Origin of the sequence: Ezakiella peruensis (assembly GCF_900215725.1) — a bacterium.
Taxonomy (GTDB): Bacteria; Bacillota; Clostridia; order Tissierellales; family Peptoniphilaceae; genus Ezakiella; species Ezakiella peruensis.
In genome coordinates, this window is record NZ_LT962470.1 from 338,195 (window position 1) to 353,335 (window position 15,141).

Here is a 15,141-nt window from a genome sequence, read left to right on the forward strand (position 1 = left end):
TTTCTATCCTTTCTTATTTTACATTTTTAAATACATAGACTGCTTTTCTAGCATTGTCCCATTCTATTGTTTGGTTTTTGCCATCTTTAATATCTCCATGACTTGCTCCAAAAGCTTTAGCAATATTTGAAATTGAAGCATGAATTCTTCCATTTATAATTACTGGCTTAACATCTGAATTGTAGACTTTTCCATCTGAATCTTTCATAACACCAGTATCAATATTTAGTCTTAATGTCTTTTTAGCTAGGATATTATTCTCTTTATTTGAGAAAATAGCTTCACGAGTAGAGTTGTCATACTCAACATTAAAACCTAGAGTATAAGCGATATATCTTACTGGAATCATGGTTCTTCCTTGATCCACATAAGTTTTTACATCCATGTAGACCGTTGTCTTACCATCTTTATTGATAATGTTATAAAAGTTTTTGTCTACTTGAAAAACTGCAAATTCTTTTTCATCTTTAACTTGTTTTTTGTCATGTTGTTTCTCTTGCTCTTTCATCTTGTTAAGATCAAATTGATTTAGGATATTCTTGTCATCAGCTTTCAAAATTTCGTCCCACTTCTTATCTTGAGATTTCTTATCTTCTTTCTTCTCTTTATTTTCTTTTTGAAGTTTTAGAAGTTCATCTAATTTCTTAGATAAGTCTTGATTTAGATTTTTATCTTTTTCATCTTTAGCTTGTTTTTCAAGTTCTTCTTTCGATTTTTTATTTGCTTCCTCGATTAACTTCTTTGCTTCTTCGATTTTCTTATCTAAATCTTTTTTTAGCTTTTTAATTTCTTCTTCAGAAGTTTTTTGTTTTTCTTCTAGCTCTTTAATTTTCTCTTCTAATTCTTTTTTTGTATTTTCAGAAGATTCTTTTAAACTATCAATAGCCTTTTGAAGCTCTTCAATTTTCTTGCAACATTCTGACTTAGAATTTTCTGTTTCTTTCTTTTTAGACTCTAAGTCTTTTATCTTAGTATCTTTTTCATCAAGAGCTTTTTCTAAGTCCTTAATTTTATTATCTTTATCCTCAATTTCTTTAGTCTTCTTTGCAAGTTCCCCTTCTAAAGACTCAAGCTTTTCTTGTATTTCTTTGATTTTATTTTCGTTTTTATCAGTCTTTTCTTTCTCAGCTTCTAACTCCCATTTTGTAGATGAATAATCTTCTTTTAGTTTTGCATTTTCATCTTGTAATCTTTTTAATTCATCTTTAAGCTGAGTAATTTCTGCTATTAGTTCATCATTGTTAGAATTTTTAAGTTCCTCAATTTCTTTATTCAATTGAGCAATCTTATTATCTTTATCTCTAATTTCTTCTTCTAGCTTAGCTTTTTCTTGTTTTAGTTTCTCTCCATTATCTTTGCAAGATTCTAACTTTTCCTTTAATTCATTTATCTTTGATTGGTCTTCTTGTTTCTTATCATTTAAGTCTTTGATCTGATTTTCTAAATCACTAATTTTAATAATAGAACTCTCTATCACTTTTTTACTACCATCTGTATCATCAGCTTTAGCTAGTACATTAGTAGTTGAGGTTGATGTTAAAACTAATAAAAGAGCCATAAAAAAGGCTCTTAGTCTGTTCGTATTAAATTTCTTCATTATGAATGTTCTCCTTTTCTTTTAATTTTTCTTCTCTTTTTCTATCATTGATTTTCTCCATTAATTCTTCCAAGCTAATATTGTTCCTCCTAAGAGTTACAATTATTTCTTCATTTTCAACTTGTATTTCTTCATCGCAAATTTCTTTATATTTTGCATTTAAATCTTTCAATTTCTCTTCCATTTTTTTCTTTTTATTCCTAATACTTATAAGTTTTCTGTTCACATAATATCTCCCTTCTATCTTGGTCTTCCAAAACCATAAAAGTGTGATTTCCAATATTTTGAATTTATTGATGTGTATTGAATTGGATCTCCTGCGTGAATCATCATTCCGTTACCTGCGTATATTCCTACGTGAGATATTGGTGTTCCACTGTTATATGTTGAGTGGAAAAATATAATATCTCCAGGTTGAGCTTCACTTGGACTTACTGGATTACAATAGTCTTTATATATTCTCCATGCAGTTGTTCTTGGCATTCTCTTTACACCAGACTTTGTAAATGACCAACATACAAAACCTGAACAGTCAAAGTTAGATGGTCCACTTGCTCCAAACACATATCTTTTACCTATATGTTTTTCTGCTTCATTAAATAAGGCTTTTGCAGTAGCTGAATCAAAAGCAAGACCAGGATTTCCAAAGTTTGGATTGTCTACTATTTCTCCTAAGTCCCCATTACCTAATCCAAAAACATCTCCCATATTCCCCTTAGCTTCAAGAAGAGCTTCATAATGAACTACATTGTCTGGATAATCTTTAAATATTTCCCTAACAACTTCATCCATTTCTTTTTTCTTTAAAGTTACAATTAACCTTTTATATTCGTACTCTTCTTTTTCATAGCTAGTATAAGGATTGCCACGACTATCATATCTTGTTCTTGCTACTGTTCTTGTTCTAATTTCAATTTCTTCTTTAAAGTCAAGCTTATACATCTTGTCGAAAAGTTCTTTTAAAATTCCTTTTACTTCAGATGCTGATTTTACTTCTCCACATCTTGAAGTTATATAGGATAAAAGTTCATGGGTATTATGACCAATTTCTCCTTCTTTGTTTATGATATATTCGTCATATCCAGGATGACTTGTTTTTACACTTTCGATTTGTGATTGTAGGTCATACTCCATTGATGAAAATTCTTGATTTACTTCACTTAGAACTGTGTCTTGTGATAGGTATGTTGTTGTCATTACTGAGTTTACAGAGTTACTTAATCCACTCATACCAACACTTCCGCCACCAATCATAATTGATAGCATAAGACCTAGTCCTATTACTACAAATAAAACCATCTTACTTTTTCTAACAATCAGCTCTTTAGAAGCCTTACCTAAACTTAAAACAGCTTTTTTAACCCTATCTACAAGTCTTGTTTCGTGCTTTTTAGCTATCATGCTCTTCATTTGTTTTCTCTGGTAAAACTTCTTAAATCTATTTTTCTTTATATAGGCATCTGACTTTTTTAAATCTTCCAAGCCACTTTTAAACTCCAACTTGCTTTTTCTCTTTCTTATTTTCTTATCAAGCTTAGAAAGCTTTTTTAAGGACTTTTTCTTTTTATCTAGCTTATACTTCCTTATTCCATGCTGGAGCTTAGAGCTTACATTAGCAGCCTTTTCTCCAGATTCTACACCAGTATTGTCAGATCCTGAGCTTAAATAATCTCTCACTAACTCTGATGACTTAGCTCCAGATAATAAAACCCCAGAAGATAAACCTCCTTTAGTTTTATTCTTTAAGATATTATCCTTTAGCTTACTTTTAGACTTTTCAAGCTCTTCAATCTTTTTATCTGATATAAAGTCTTTAACATCTTGTGCCTTCTTAGAGTCTTTCGTTGCAGCCTTCTTAGATTCATTTTTTAAGTCATCGATTTTCTTTCGAGTGAATTTATCACTTTCATAATTTTTTCTCTTGTAGTAAGTCTTCTTCTTGTTGACTTTCTTTTGTTCTGAAGATTTAAGGCTTGTTTCCTTTTCATCTTTTACATATTCTTGATTATTGTCTTTAACCTTTGAGTTATCAAAAGTCTTATCTGTATCAACTACGCTTAGCTTATTTTCTTTATTTATTTCATTAGAAATTTTTTCCTTATCTCTAAACTTCTTTTCTTGATAAAGCTTCTGCTTTTGCTTTTTATCGATACTAGTATTACTCTCGTTCTTACTTACTTCATCTTTAACAAGCTTATCTTTTCTATATACTCTCTTGCTTTCCCTGGCTTCAATAGGTTTATCTTCACTTGTGTGGATTCGCTTAGACTCTTTCTCGTTGATTTTGTCTTGGAATTTATCCCTACTATGGATAAGTTTATCCTCATAATTTTTAAGAACTTGTCTTTTTCTTGATGCCTTCTTATTGCTTATTGACTGAGATTTAGCTGAAATATCATCTGTTGTTAGTTTATTAGAATTAATATTTCTACTGTTTTCACTATCAAAATTTACCTTTTTGATATCTACATCTAAATCTTCATCAAGTTTAAAGCTTTCATCTGCCCTTATTTCAAAATTAGCTTGTTTTATTTCTTCAGCCTTATCCTTATTATCTAAAACTTCTTTTCTGATTCTTTCCTTGTTTTTAGCCTTCTGAAAATCTTTTAGTTTATCTTGTTTTTGATCTTTAGCTGATACATTCTCATGAATAAGTTTAGATTCTTTTTCTGAAATTTTATCTCCGAACCTATCCTTAGTTTTAATAATCTTATTGGTATAATCATCTGAATGAACAAGTTTACTATCAATATTCTTTTCAGGAGCGTCCCTATTTCTTATAATTTTCTTTTGAAAATCTTTTTTTAGTTTTTTATCCATATCACACCTACTTAGCTTCTTCTGGTTTTGTTGTCATTAGCTTATATAACATGGTGTCTTTAGGAAACTTATCTATAAATGGAACAATAGTATTTCCAAAGAATAATAGTCCCTCACCTGCATTTGAATTAGTAATATAGTTTAACTGATAAGGCGATATTTTTAATTTCTTAGCAAGAATATCTCTATCTCCAGATGCTTGATTTAACATTAGAACAAAGTCTGTATTATCAAAGATATTTTCAATTTCCTGACTTGTTAAAAGGTCTTTTACGTTTTGAGTTATACCTGTTGGAATACCACCCCATTTTCTAAATCTTTTCCAGATTTCTACTGAATATGAAGCAGTTTGTGGGTCTTTTAATAAAAGGTGGAACTCATCTATATAGTATCTAGTAGACTTGCTTCCTCTATTTAGGGAAACCTTGTTCCAAACCTGGTCTTGAATTACAAGCATACCTATTTTTTTAAGTTGTGTTCCTAGCTCTTTTATATCAAAACAGAGTAGTTGTCTATTTAAGTCAACATTTGACCTATTATTAAATACATTAAGACTTCCCTTAACATAAATTTCCATTTCTGTTGCGAGTTTTCTACCGACTCCCTCTTCTTGAGATAGGAGCATATCGTATAAATCTCCTAATATTGGCATATTTTCTGGTTTTGGGTCTTCAAAATATTTTTGGTATATCTTTGGTAAGCACCTATCTATAACTGATTTTTCTGCAGCAGTAAGACCAGATCCTCCTACTACAAGTTCAAGCATAGACATTATGAAGTTTGCCTTATCCTTTAAAGGTGCGTCCCCATCTCCATAGTTCATATTAATATCTAGTGGATTAAGGTAGTCCTTTGATTTTGCTGAAACTTTAATAACTTCTCCATTAAATTGTTTTACAAGGTTTGAATACTCGCCTTCAGGATCACAAATAATTACATCATCGTCTGTTACAAGAATTGCATTTGCCATCTCTCTCTTTGCCGAGAAAGATTTACCAGAACCTGGTGTTCCTAATATTAATCCGTTAGGGTTCTTGAGTTTCTTCCTATCTGCCATAATTAAGTTTTGGCTAAGGGCATTTAAGCCATAGTACAAAGAATTTGCTGAATCAATAAATAGCTCTTCTGTTGTAAAAGGCATAAATACTGCCGTTGATGATGAAGTTAAAAATCTTTTTATCTCGACTTGGTTAACTCCTAGAGGTAAGACAGAAACAAGTCCTTGCTCTTGCTGATGAGATAATCTTTTCACCTGACAATTATGTCTGTTAGCAATTGATGAGATTTGAGCAATAGTATTTTCTAATTTTTGATTAGTCCTAGCAAAATTCATCATTACTATGGTAACTACAAAGAGCCTTTCATCTCTATTTTGTAAGTCAGATAACATGGACTTAACATCCGCACCAAAAGTATTTATATCTGATGGAATAATATCCATATCATATCCTGCTCGAACTGCTTTCTTTTGTTCTTCAATTTTCATTCTATCCAGGTCTGTATTTTTTCTCTTAATGAGTTTAATGGCTTCTGCTTGTTCAACTACATCTATATGAAAAGCTACATAAATATTGTCATCAATATCTAAAAACTCAGATAACATTCTGTCTGATAACTCACTTGCAAGTATTTGAAAATGGCTTACTGCTCCAATGAATTTCCCAAATTTAAAATTATTTGCTGGTGCAAAATTAAAGATATTGGGAGTTATATGTGACTTTGTAGACTCTTTCTTCTTCAAATCTTTATATGAAAAATAAAAGTTTTTGTCTGGATTTAACATATCGTGAACAAGTCTTAGCCTTTCTTCACCATCAAGGCTTTCTGCTCTTACTCCCATAGATTTAAAGTTAGATAAAATATCTACTTCAAGTCTATTTAACTTTGCTCTTGCTTGCTCTAGGTTATCGGCTTCTGTTGTAAAGGTTATATACTTCATCTTTTTAAGTCCGTTATTGCCCTTTGCAAGTTGAAGCTTTAACATCTCCCTAAACTCTTTTCTTACATCGTCATAGAAGTCTCCCTTATCAGCAATTTTAATTGCATCTTGTAGGTCTTTATTTCTTCCTAATTGATTTACATACGAAAGTTCAATGTGGACACTTGGATCAAAAGAATTTAAAAAGTTGGCAAATTGGTTAAAGATTAAATCTCTATCTTCTTCCAATGCCAACTGGTAATTTATATCTTGAAATGAAATTGTCCTTGAATAATTTTTTTCATCTAACTGGCAAATGCCCTCTGGTAACATTCTTATATAGGGAATTGTATCTTCAACAGTAAATCTCTTTTTCTCTTTCTTTAAAAGTACACTTAGAAGACTATTTGTTGGATCTTTCTTTGTTTTTAGCCTTCTTACTTCCTTTCGGTCTTTTTTTAATTGTTTTTCCCTTAGATTTAAGTCGCTGATTTGCTTTTTTCTTTGCTTCAATGTATGCCTCCTTTCTTATTCTCTTAGTTGGTTGATAAAACTTATGAAGATAGAAAAATTTAAAATATTTTTCAAAAGTTAAGGTATCTTTTTCATATAAGGTTATAAAAAAGATTGGCAGGGTTACTATTAGCATTACAATGATTGAAACATCATTAGGTAGATATTTCTTCATAAATAAATAGGTTGGTATGCCAATTAGTCCTGCCACAGAAAAACCTATAAGTTGTCTTTTAGTTAAGTTAAAGGCAACCTTTGTTTTAATCTTGTCCAAATCTTTTGGTATTGGTACATACGCCATTTTAATCTCCCTCTACTTCTTCTTTGGAAAGTTCAAGTATATGGTCATAATTAGATATTGTTTCTTCTTCCAGGTAGCTAATTCTTTCTTCTAATTCTTCTTGTTTTTCTTCATTTCTGTCATTGTATTCTCCTTGATACATAACAAATTCATTATGACATCTTCCGAGTCTGTTTATTCTCCTCTTTAAGTTTCTAATCTCTTCATTTCTTTTTTTCTCTTTTAAGATTTCATAAGTTCCTCCCAATAAAATTCCAAATCCCAATAAAGCATAATTTTTCTTTTTTAACATTTATTCCTCCTAGTGCGTATTCATAATACTTTTTGCAACTGTTCCACTCTTAAACATCATAAGTCCAAGTAGTAGAGCATATCCTAATATACTAAGCAAGCTTGCGTGAATATCTGTAATCTGTACCGTCCTTATTAAAACGGTGTAGATACCTAAACATATCATCAAAAACAAACCTTGTAGTCCCAAGGCAAAAAGTCCCTTGATATAATTTGTTCCAATCTGACCCCATTCTTTATTTCCCATAGTCGCAAATGGTATGGATGATACTGATGAGTAGACATATATTTCAAACATACGCCCATATACTATTAAAGTAATAGTTAAAGATATACATTGAATGGCAATCCTTACAAGGCTTGTTTCAACTAATATCATTATTAATGCACCAACGTCTTTTTCTTTTAATGTATCAACCATTGCAACTATCTGATCTCCTGAAACAGTGGCAGAAGTAGTGATTACCCCTGCCGCTTTGTTTACAAGATTTTGTGCCACATCAAAGACTGCCATTGAAAATTCAAATGCATGGCTTGCAAGGTAGACTGCTATAAACATCTTTATAATGTATTTGAAAAACTCAAAAGTGTCTGTATCATGCATATTATTCTTTTGCATAACCATATTTATGAGTTCAATACATAATACTGCTGTTATGATAAGACCTGCTATTGGAACAATCACATTATCATTAATGTTTTTTATGAAGTTATATACTTCTCCATTCCAACCCATTGGTGTTTTACCAACATCAGTTGCAATAACTCCTACCTTGTCATTTATATCTAAGAACATGGACTCAAGATTTGCTTTGATACCTCCGAGTAGCATATCCTTAAAAAATTCAGTTAGCTTGTCAAAGATACCAAACATAGACTTTCTCCTAATTTAAAGCATTTGCAAGTAGTGGAATTAATTTAATACCGATTAGTACAATTCCTCCACCAGCCATAAGCTGCTTAATACCTTGAGATTTAGCACCTGGGTTATCATTACCATAACCTTCCATTAAGTTAATAACTCCCCATGCTCCTAAACCTGCACCAATTGCAGTTACAAGTGTCTTTAAAACTCCAACTCCAGCTGTAAAAAATTCCATATTATTCCTCCTCGTTTTCTTTCTCTTTATTTTCTATTTTGTTTAGTGATTTAACTATAAAATTCTTGTAGACCTTATCTCCTTTTTTGTTTTCTTTGAAATATCCAAAGACATGGATTAGATCTCCTTTTTCAAATTCTTTTACAATTTCTACCTTTTCTCCATATACTGAGCAATTTGTATATTCTTTGCCCTTTCCATAATTTTTAACAAGAGCAAAATTAGCTACTTGAACATTTTCTCCATCTTTTTCAAATTCTGAAAATTCAGCTTCCTTAACTAAATTTGCATTAATATTTATCATTTCTCTATCCATTAATTTCTTCTCCTTGATTTATAAATTTCAATTAAAAAAGCGACTGAACTTATATTTCAATCGCTAAATGTCTTATATATTAAATTGTTTTAAGTGGGACTTCTTATCCTTACCATATTAACCTCCTAATTTTGAGTATAAAAAAAGACGATAGAGTTTTTAATTTCTATCGCCCAAATAATATTTTTCATTTAAATGTATTCCCATATTTAATTAGTTCATACTTCTCTATTATATCTACTCCGTTATAGAGTTCTGCTAAAATCCCTGGATAAATATATATATTATTATTTATTTCCTCAATTTTTATTTCATGGTTAGATATGTTTGGAAACACATCTTTTCCTTTTAATTCTATTAATTTAATTACTTTATGTTTATCTTTTTTTGAAGATTTACTTTCCTCTAATCGAATCAATCTTCTTATGTTCTCTATGTTTGACACGTATTTTAAATCAATAAAATAGTTGAGATTATCTTTACTCAAAATAAAGTCATGTCTATAATTTGTATTAAAGGAAGTAATTTTATAACCTAGTTTTTCAAACCCAACATGCAAAATTTTTTCTAAAGTAATACCAAAGTGATTAGATGGATCTATATAATTTAATGATTTATATAATTCTGTAGGATATAATTTTATTATTGTATTAATTTTATTATCCCATGGATTTTTGTCATAGCCAATGATCAAACCATTTACAATATTAAAATTTCCATGAGCTAAAATATTCCTCATATGACTTAAAAACTTTACTGGTTTAGAAAGGTTTTTAGTATCTGCTATATAAATTTTTTGACAATTTACACATATATCTTTAAATTTAGGGTTACCTCCCTCATAACTGTCAATATATTCAGAAATAATATCTATTGGTAATTTAGGTTGATCATAAAAAAATATATCATCTGAATTCATTTTTAAACCATTCTGTATAAATTCCATAACAATATCTTCATAAGTTTTATTAAATATTATTGGATTTGATAAACTCTGCCTAGAAGTTTTTACTTCTGGAGAATACCATAACAAGAATGATAACGATAAAAATAGTTCTTGAATATCTTTCATTGGTACAGGTTCGTGTTTAATGCTAATTGAAACCTTTTTAGGACTTTTACAACATCTCATATATTACCTCCTTAGTTATACACATAAAAACTATATCAAAAATTCTTTTGTCTATTATTAATTTATAATCTTGTAATCAAACTGTTGCTATTTAATTTTAGATTATTATTTTTAGTCTTCTAAAATCGATACTTCAAGGTCTATCGCTTTAAATTTAACATTTATTCCTACTTCTTCTTTTACTGTTTTTTCGAATAACTCAGCTATATCATATGGGGACATATCATATATATCTTCATACCATTCATTACTTTCATTGTACATTGTCCCACATATTGCTTCAATATAATTTTTCTTATCCATTGTGAGTTCTGTATCACTTTCTAGAATAAACTGCTCCCCATTTATATTTAATATAATTAAAGATAATTTTCTATTTTCACACATTTTGCTTTCTCCATAAAATCAAATGTTTAACCTATTTATTTTATAACTTGATTTTAACTTTACCTTATCTCTATTTGTTAGATACTCTTCCACATCAAACAAGTTCTTCTTATCATAATCTTCCAACAACTTGTAATTTTTATGCTTTGTAATATCAAACTTATCTGATAAGAAAGGTCTAACTCCTCTTAACTGATAAATACACTTACCACCATCCATTACAGTTATTTCATCTTGGCTCATAAGTTCCTTGCCAGTTTTTTGGTAATTTAGACCAAAAGATTTTTGATTTGATCTTGTTTCTGATGTGTTATATAGGTCTATGGTTTCTTTTCCTAAGGTTTCTGATAATTCTTTTACTGTTGTTTTTTCTTTTCCTCCTAAAAAGAGTGTAGAGTCGCAGTTACCAACTATTGTATCTGCATGGTCTTTATAGATTGCTTTTAACTGAGATTGTGCTTGCAGTATTATACTTGCTGATATTTCTCTTGAACGAATTGTCGCTATTAATTTTTCAAATTTAGGAATCAAACCTATATTTGCAAACTCATCAAGTAGACATCTTACATGAACTGGAAGTCTTCCACCATACACATCATCTGCCTTATCACATAGTAGATTAAATAATTGAGAATACATTATTGAAACTACAAAGTTAAAAGTATCGTCAGTATCTGATATTATTACGAACAAAGCTGTTTTCCTATCTCCAATTTTATCAAGCTCTAATTCATCTTCACTCATTAGCTCTCTAAGCTCTCTTATATCAAAAGGTGCAAGTCTTGCTCCACAAGATATTAGAATTGATTTGGCAGTTTTTCCTGCTGCCAGTTTATATTTCTTGTATTGCTTAACTGCAAAATGACTTGGGTCTTTCTTTTCTAGAGCTTCAAAGAGCCTATCAATTGGGTTCATATAGGTTTCGTCATCTTCTCTAACTTCACTTGCGTCAATCATATCTAAAAGCGTTTTAAAGTTCTTTTCTTCTTCTGGTGCTTCATAATAGATATAACCAATAAGGGCAGTGTAATATAGCTTCTCAGCCTTTACCCAAAAATCTTCTCCTGCCTTTTCTCCATCTCCCTTAGTATTAGCAATTATAGTTTGGACAAGTTTTAAAATATCTTTTTCACTTCTCAAATAGGCAAATGGATTGTATTTCATGGACTTTTTGAAGTTTATTGTATTTAATATTTTTATATCATATCCATTTTCATAGAGCATTTTCCCACACTCTAACACAAGCGTGCCTTTAGGGTCTGTTACTACATAGGAAGAGTGCATTTGCATTAGGTTTGGCTTTACATAAAATCTTGTTTTACCTGATCCAGAACCACCTATTACTAATACATTTTTATTTCTAGCATATTTGGGATTTTTAGGTCTTGAGTTCATTGTAAGTCTTTCAGTATTAGTTATGAGAACATTGTTTTCAAACTTAGGGTCTATATATGGAGCAATATCCTTACTTTCTCCCCATCTTGCAGATCCATATTCTTTGCCTTGCCTATATTTCTTTTTATTTTTTCCTTTGCTATAAACAATTAGCTTAACAAGACCAGCAACTGAAATACCTACTAACAAGTCCCTTGGATTAAGGCTCGGTATATAAGATAAAGTTCCTATATCAGAAATTCCCACCATTAATCTATCAATAATATCTCCTCCTACATAAGAATTGATGTGCTTAGAAAGGATATTTCCAATGTAGAAAAATGATAGATAAGGAATGTTTGATAATATAAATTTCTTTGGGTTGTCTATTTTAATTAAGTTTTTAATATCAGAAAGAATGGCTTCTAATATCTTATTCATCGTAGAAACCTTCGCTATCTAATAAAATTAGTAGGTAGTGTATTCCTTTTGGTGTTATAAATGTTTGTATTCCTACAAGTGTACCTAGTGGATCAACCCATTCCTTTACTTCAAAATATCCCTTGTTCTTATCTGAATATGGTAAGAGTTTCTTTTTCTTATCTCTATAAATTAATCCTTTATCCATTAAAAAACTTATAAATTGATTTTGTGGTATTCCTAACTCTTTGGCAGTATTTCTAAAGTTTGTAAGTAGGTTGTAATCTACTAATTTGTCATAATAATCTGCCTTTGGTTTTAATTCTTCAATCTCTTCTTCTCTTTCGGCAATAATTCTATTGGCTACCAGAATTGCATCTGCAAGTAACTCTTCATTAGTTTTCTTTTCTTGCCCTATTATATATCCTCCATTCTTTCTAATACTTGGTAAGACTTCTCTAGTTACCCAAGCTTTGAATATTTTTGCTTGTGGTAGTTTTGATGAGAGGATAAGTGAATACAATCCTGACTCATTAATTATTGAAATATTCTGTATTCCTCCAGGGGTGTTCCATTTCGTTACACCCTTATCTTCTTCATCTACATGGTCATAAATAGCTTTTCTTGGATTGACATAACCTAACATAGTTGCTACTTCATTTGCTATAAAGAAAAACTCACCGTCTTTTTCTATAACAGTGAGTTTCCCAAAATTCTTATTTTCAAATGTTTTTAAATTACTTATCATAAGCTTTGCTCCTTATGTTTATTTTTAACTTTATCTTTGCTGATGGTGTCCTTAGCCATATTTTTAAACTTATTTATAGACTTCGTTATTGAATCTTTTCTATCGGCCTTTCTTTCAGAAGCCTTAACTGCTTTTTTAAAGGCATGTTCCATTACCTTTATATCCTTAGATTGAAAAAACACAGAGTGGTTGCCAGTTTCCTTATCTTTCATAACAGAAAACTTCACTCCATGTTTATTTAAAATTTTCTTTAATTCTTTTAACTCAGGATCCTTTAGATTAATTTCTTCTAACTGTCCCTTTTTAACCATATCTTTTAGTTTTACTTCTTCTCCATTATTTTTTATTACATTTTTCAAGCCTCCTTGTTCTTCTATTTGCTTGTGTACTTTCTTTAAGGCATCAAGAATTGCTTTACTTGTTGCTTTTGCAAGTCTTACTTCAAGATTAAGACTTGACCTTGATACTTCTTCATTAATCATCTATTCCACCTCCATATAAAAGTAACTCTTTGTATTTTCTTAACTTCTCTTGATGGATTTTTCTTCTAAAATCTTCTCCTGTAACTTTAACTGGAATTGTCATTTCAAGTATTCTTGAATATATCCTCTGATACTCAAGGTCAATATTAGGATTTTGAATAATTTCCAATGATAAGTTTGTAGTAAAAATTGTCGGCTTACCCTTTAAGTATCTTGAGTTTATAATGTTATATACTTGCTCTCTTGCATAAGATGTATCCCTTTCAATTCCAAGGTCATCTAAGATTAACAAAGGAATATTAGAGAGGTTACTTATTATTTCATTTGAATCAACCTTAAATGCAGATTTTTGTATTTGATTTATAACCTGAGATAAATTCATAATCTTAACTTTAACTTGTTCTCTTTCAATTAATTCATTTGCAATAGAACAAGCAAGATAAGTCTTTCCACTGCCAACATCTCCATAAAATAAAAGTCCAACATTGTCTTCCTTCATTTGTTCAAAGCTTTTGGCATAATTATATGCAACCTTATAGGCTTGACCTTTTTCATTTAAGAATCTCTCAAAATTATATTGGTGTTGGATAGGCGATGAGAAGCAATCTCTTTTCAGCGATGATATTTTCATCAGTCTTTCTCTTTCTTCATTTTCCTTATCTCTTTTTATTTCACATTCACATTTAATTCTGGGAATAAACTTTGTAAATCCAAGGTCAAGTAATTCTCCATCGACTCTTTTACCACAGACCTTGCAATAAATATGTCCATTCCTTTCAACATCATTTTCTCTTAATACAAAATCTTTTAAGTTCTTCATAAACTCTCTCCTATATCGTAATTCATTTTCCTTGTTGTATTATCATTAATGTTTTTTGCCTGATCATTAAGATACCAATTGATTATCGTTGCCTTGTGATCTTGATAAACTCTGTTATTTGCTTTCATATATGACGAGAGCCTATCAATGTATTCACTAATTCTGCTCCCCAACTCATTTGTTAAGTCCTTGTATTCTTCATCAGTCAAAAATATATTTTTATATATTCCATAAGGCTTTTGTCCCTTACTAAAATCATTCTTTCTTAACTCATTATTACTAATATTGTTATAGTTACCTTCCGATTTTCGAAAATCTTGACTTTCGATATTCGAATCTCTTGAATTTCGATTATCGAACTTCTGGAATTTTGTTTTTCGAACTTCTTGATTTTTTATTTCCACATTATTAAATATGCTCATAAAGTCTTTAACATAAATTCTGTTAGGCTTTCCCAATCCTTGTCTTTTCTTTTCAATCAGTCCTATTCCTGATTTAATATCAAGTTCAGCTATTAATTTATTCGCTTTTTCACTCGCACAATTAAATTGATCTTTTATGCTTTCAATTGTGTAATAAATAAAGACTTTTCCGTCTTCATCTATCCAGCCATTTTTATATGAAAGACCCATTCGATTAAGCATATATGAATACAAAACTTTAGCTTCAATAGAAATGCTCTCAAAAATCTCATCTTCCATTAATACCATAGGTAACCTAATGAAGTTATACATCTCAGATTGCCTATTATAAAAATAATCAAAATTCATTCTCGCCTCCTTTCTTAGAAATAAAAAAAGAGCAGCCTTATTTAAGCTACTCTTGTAGAAAGTATAAAATGGGTTTTTTCTTATTATATTTTTCTTTGTGTCTCCTCATACCAGTTGCAAAACTACTCTTACGTCCATGTAGTTTTTTTGGG

At 30.1% G+C, this 15,141-nt stretch carries 16 protein-coding genes; all 16 read right to left on the reverse strand.

The annotated features are described in order from the left end of the window. Window positions 1–13: 13 nt before the first annotated feature. Complete coding sequence (locus tag CUU59_RS06550) at window positions 14–1,597, reverse strand: stalk domain-containing protein (RefSeq protein WP_099951162.1); 1,584 nt, start codon at window positions 1,595–1,597, stop codon at window positions 14–16. Next, window positions 1,584–1,823, reverse strand: a complete 240-nt coding sequence (locus tag CUU59_RS06555; RefSeq protein ID WP_047211607.1) for a hypothetical protein — start codon at window positions 1,821–1,823, stop codon at window positions 1,584–1,586. The genes CUU59_RS06550 and CUU59_RS06555 overlap by 14 nt, the downstream gene beginning before the upstream one ends. A 14-nt stretch (window positions 1,824–1,837) precedes the next feature. After that, on the reverse strand, window positions 1,838–4,417 hold the full coding sequence (locus CUU59_RS06560) for a CD1108 family mobile element protein (RefSeq protein WP_099951163.1): 2,580 nt from the start codon (window positions 4,415–4,417) through the stop codon (window positions 1,838–1,840). Window positions 4,418–4,424: 7 nt separating this feature from the next. Further along, complete coding sequence (locus CUU59_RS06565) at window positions 4,425–6,848, reverse strand: VirB4-like conjugal transfer ATPase, CD1110 family (protein ID WP_099951164.1); 2,424 nt, start codon at window positions 6,846–6,848, stop codon at window positions 4,425–4,427. Continuing rightward, window positions 6,739–7,149 (reverse strand): PrgI family protein, encoded by a 411-nt coding sequence (locus CUU59_RS06570; RefSeq protein WP_008902108.1) that lies wholly within the window; start codon window positions 7,147–7,149, stop codon window positions 6,739–6,741. The genes CUU59_RS06565 and CUU59_RS06570 overlap by 110 nt, the downstream gene beginning before the upstream one ends. 1 nt (window position 7,150) lies before the next feature. After that, complete coding sequence (locus CUU59_RS06575) at window positions 7,151–7,441, reverse strand: hypothetical protein (RefSeq protein WP_099951165.1); 291 nt, start codon at window positions 7,439–7,441, stop codon at window positions 7,151–7,153. 9 nt (window positions 7,442–7,450) lie between these two features. Continuing rightward, window positions 7,451–8,314, reverse strand: coding sequence for a VirB6/TrbL-like conjugal transfer protein, CD1112 family (locus tag CUU59_RS06580; RefSeq protein WP_099951166.1), 864 nt, complete (start codon window positions 8,312–8,314; stop codon window positions 7,451–7,453). A 10-nt stretch (window positions 8,315–8,324) separates the two neighbouring features. Next, on the reverse strand, window positions 8,325–8,540 hold the full coding sequence (locus CUU59_RS06585) for a Maff2 family mobile element protein (protein ID WP_000394204.1): 216 nt from the start codon (window positions 8,538–8,540) through the stop codon (window positions 8,325–8,327). A gap of 1 nt (window position 8,541) precedes the next feature. Then, window positions 8,542–8,856, reverse strand: coding sequence for a single-stranded DNA-binding protein (locus CUU59_RS06590; RefSeq protein WP_099951167.1), 315 nt, complete (start codon window positions 8,854–8,856; stop codon window positions 8,542–8,544). Window positions 8,857–9,043: 187 nt separating this feature from the next. After that, entirely contained in the window at window positions 9,044–9,988 is a 945-nt protein-coding gene (locus CUU59_RS06595) for a hypothetical protein (protein WP_099951168.1), read from the reverse strand. A gap of 111 nt (window positions 9,989–10,099) precedes the next feature. Further along, entirely contained in the window at window positions 10,100–10,375 is a 276-nt protein-coding gene (locus CUU59_RS06600; protein ID WP_099951169.1) for a hypothetical protein, read from the reverse strand. A gap of 18 nt (window positions 10,376–10,393) precedes the next feature. Next, window positions 10,394–12,190 (reverse strand): VirD4-like conjugal transfer protein, CD1115 family, encoded by a 1,797-nt coding sequence (locus CUU59_RS06605; protein WP_099951170.1) that lies wholly within the window; start codon window positions 12,188–12,190, stop codon window positions 10,394–10,396. After that, a complete protein-coding gene (locus CUU59_RS06610; RefSeq protein ID WP_099951171.1) occupies window positions 12,183–12,917 on the reverse strand; it encodes a BRO family protein in 735 nt (244 codons plus the stop codon). The genes CUU59_RS06605 and CUU59_RS06610 overlap by 8 nt, the downstream gene beginning before the upstream one ends. Then, window positions 12,914–13,399 (reverse strand): PcfB family protein, encoded by a 486-nt coding sequence (locus CUU59_RS06615; protein WP_099951172.1) that lies wholly within the window; start codon window positions 13,397–13,399, stop codon window positions 12,914–12,916. Before CUU59_RS06615 ends, CUU59_RS06610 begins: the two co-directional genes overlap by 4 nt. Next, complete coding sequence (locus CUU59_RS06620; RefSeq protein ID WP_099951173.1) at window positions 13,392–14,219, reverse strand: ATP-binding protein; 828 nt, start codon at window positions 14,217–14,219, stop codon at window positions 13,392–13,394. The genes CUU59_RS06615 and CUU59_RS06620 overlap by 8 nt, the downstream gene beginning before the upstream one ends. Continuing rightward, the gene (locus CUU59_RS06625; protein ID WP_099951174.1) at window positions 14,216–14,989 is read right to left on the reverse strand and encodes a replication initiator protein A; all 774 of its coding nucleotides are present in this window, start codon (window positions 14,987–14,989) and stop codon (window positions 14,216–14,218) included. The genes CUU59_RS06620 and CUU59_RS06625 overlap by 4 nt, the downstream gene beginning before the upstream one ends. Window positions 14,990–15,141 lie beyond the last annotated feature (152 nt).

What these genes read in the sequence shown, in the direction of transcription:
- CUU59_RS06550 (WP_099951162.1), bottom strand. Translation starts at nt 1,597, where the DNA reads ATGAAGAAATTTAATACGAACAGACTAAGAGCCTTTTTTATGGCTCTT.
- CUU59_RS06560 (WP_099951163.1), bottom strand. Translation starts at nt 4,417, where the DNA reads ATGGATAAAAAACTAAAAAAAGATTTTCAAAAGAAAATTATAAGAAAT.
- CUU59_RS06570 (WP_008902108.1), bottom strand. Translation starts at nt 7,149, where the DNA reads ATGGCGTATGTACCAATACCAAAAGATTTGGACAAGATTAAAACAAAG.
- CUU59_RS06575 (WP_099951165.1), bottom strand. Translation starts at nt 7,441, where the DNA reads ATGTTAAAAAAGAAAAATTATGCTTTATTGGGATTTGGAATTTTATTG.
- CUU59_RS06580 (WP_099951166.1), bottom strand. Translation starts at nt 8,314, where the DNA reads ATGTTTGGTATCTTTGACAAGCTAACTGAATTTTTTAAGGATATGCTA.
- CUU59_RS06585 (WP_000394204.1), bottom strand. Translation starts at nt 8,540, where the DNA reads ATGGAATTTTTTACAGCTGGAGTTGGAGTTTTAAAGACACTTGTAACT.
- CUU59_RS06590 (WP_099951167.1), bottom strand. Translation starts at nt 8,856, where the DNA reads ATGGATAGAGAAATGATAAATATTAATGCAAATTTAGTTAAGGAAGCT.
- CUU59_RS06595 (WP_099951168.1), bottom strand. Translation starts at nt 9,988, where the DNA reads ATGAGATGTTGTAAAAGTCCTAAAAAGGTTTCAATTAGCATTAAACAC.
- CUU59_RS06600 (WP_099951169.1), bottom strand. Translation starts at nt 10,375, where the DNA reads ATGTGTGAAAATAGAAAATTATCTTTAATTATATTAAATATAAATGGG.
- CUU59_RS06605 (WP_099951170.1), bottom strand. Translation starts at nt 12,190, where the DNA reads ATGAATAAGATATTAGAAGCCATTCTTTCTGATATTAAAAACTTAATT.
- CUU59_RS06610 (WP_099951171.1), bottom strand. Translation starts at nt 12,917, where the DNA reads ATGATAAGTAATTTAAAAACATTTGAAAATAAGAATTTTGGGAAACTC.
- CUU59_RS06615 (WP_099951172.1), bottom strand. Translation starts at nt 13,399, where the DNA reads ATGATTAATGAAGAAGTATCAAGGTCAAGTCTTAATCTTGAAGTAAGA.
- CUU59_RS06620 (WP_099951173.1), bottom strand. Translation starts at nt 14,219, where the DNA reads ATGAAGAACTTAAAAGATTTTGTATTAAGAGAAAATGATGTTGAAAGG.
- CUU59_RS06625 (WP_099951174.1), bottom strand. Translation starts at nt 14,989, where the DNA reads ATGAATTTTGATTATTTTTATAATAGGCAATCTGAGATGTATAACTTC.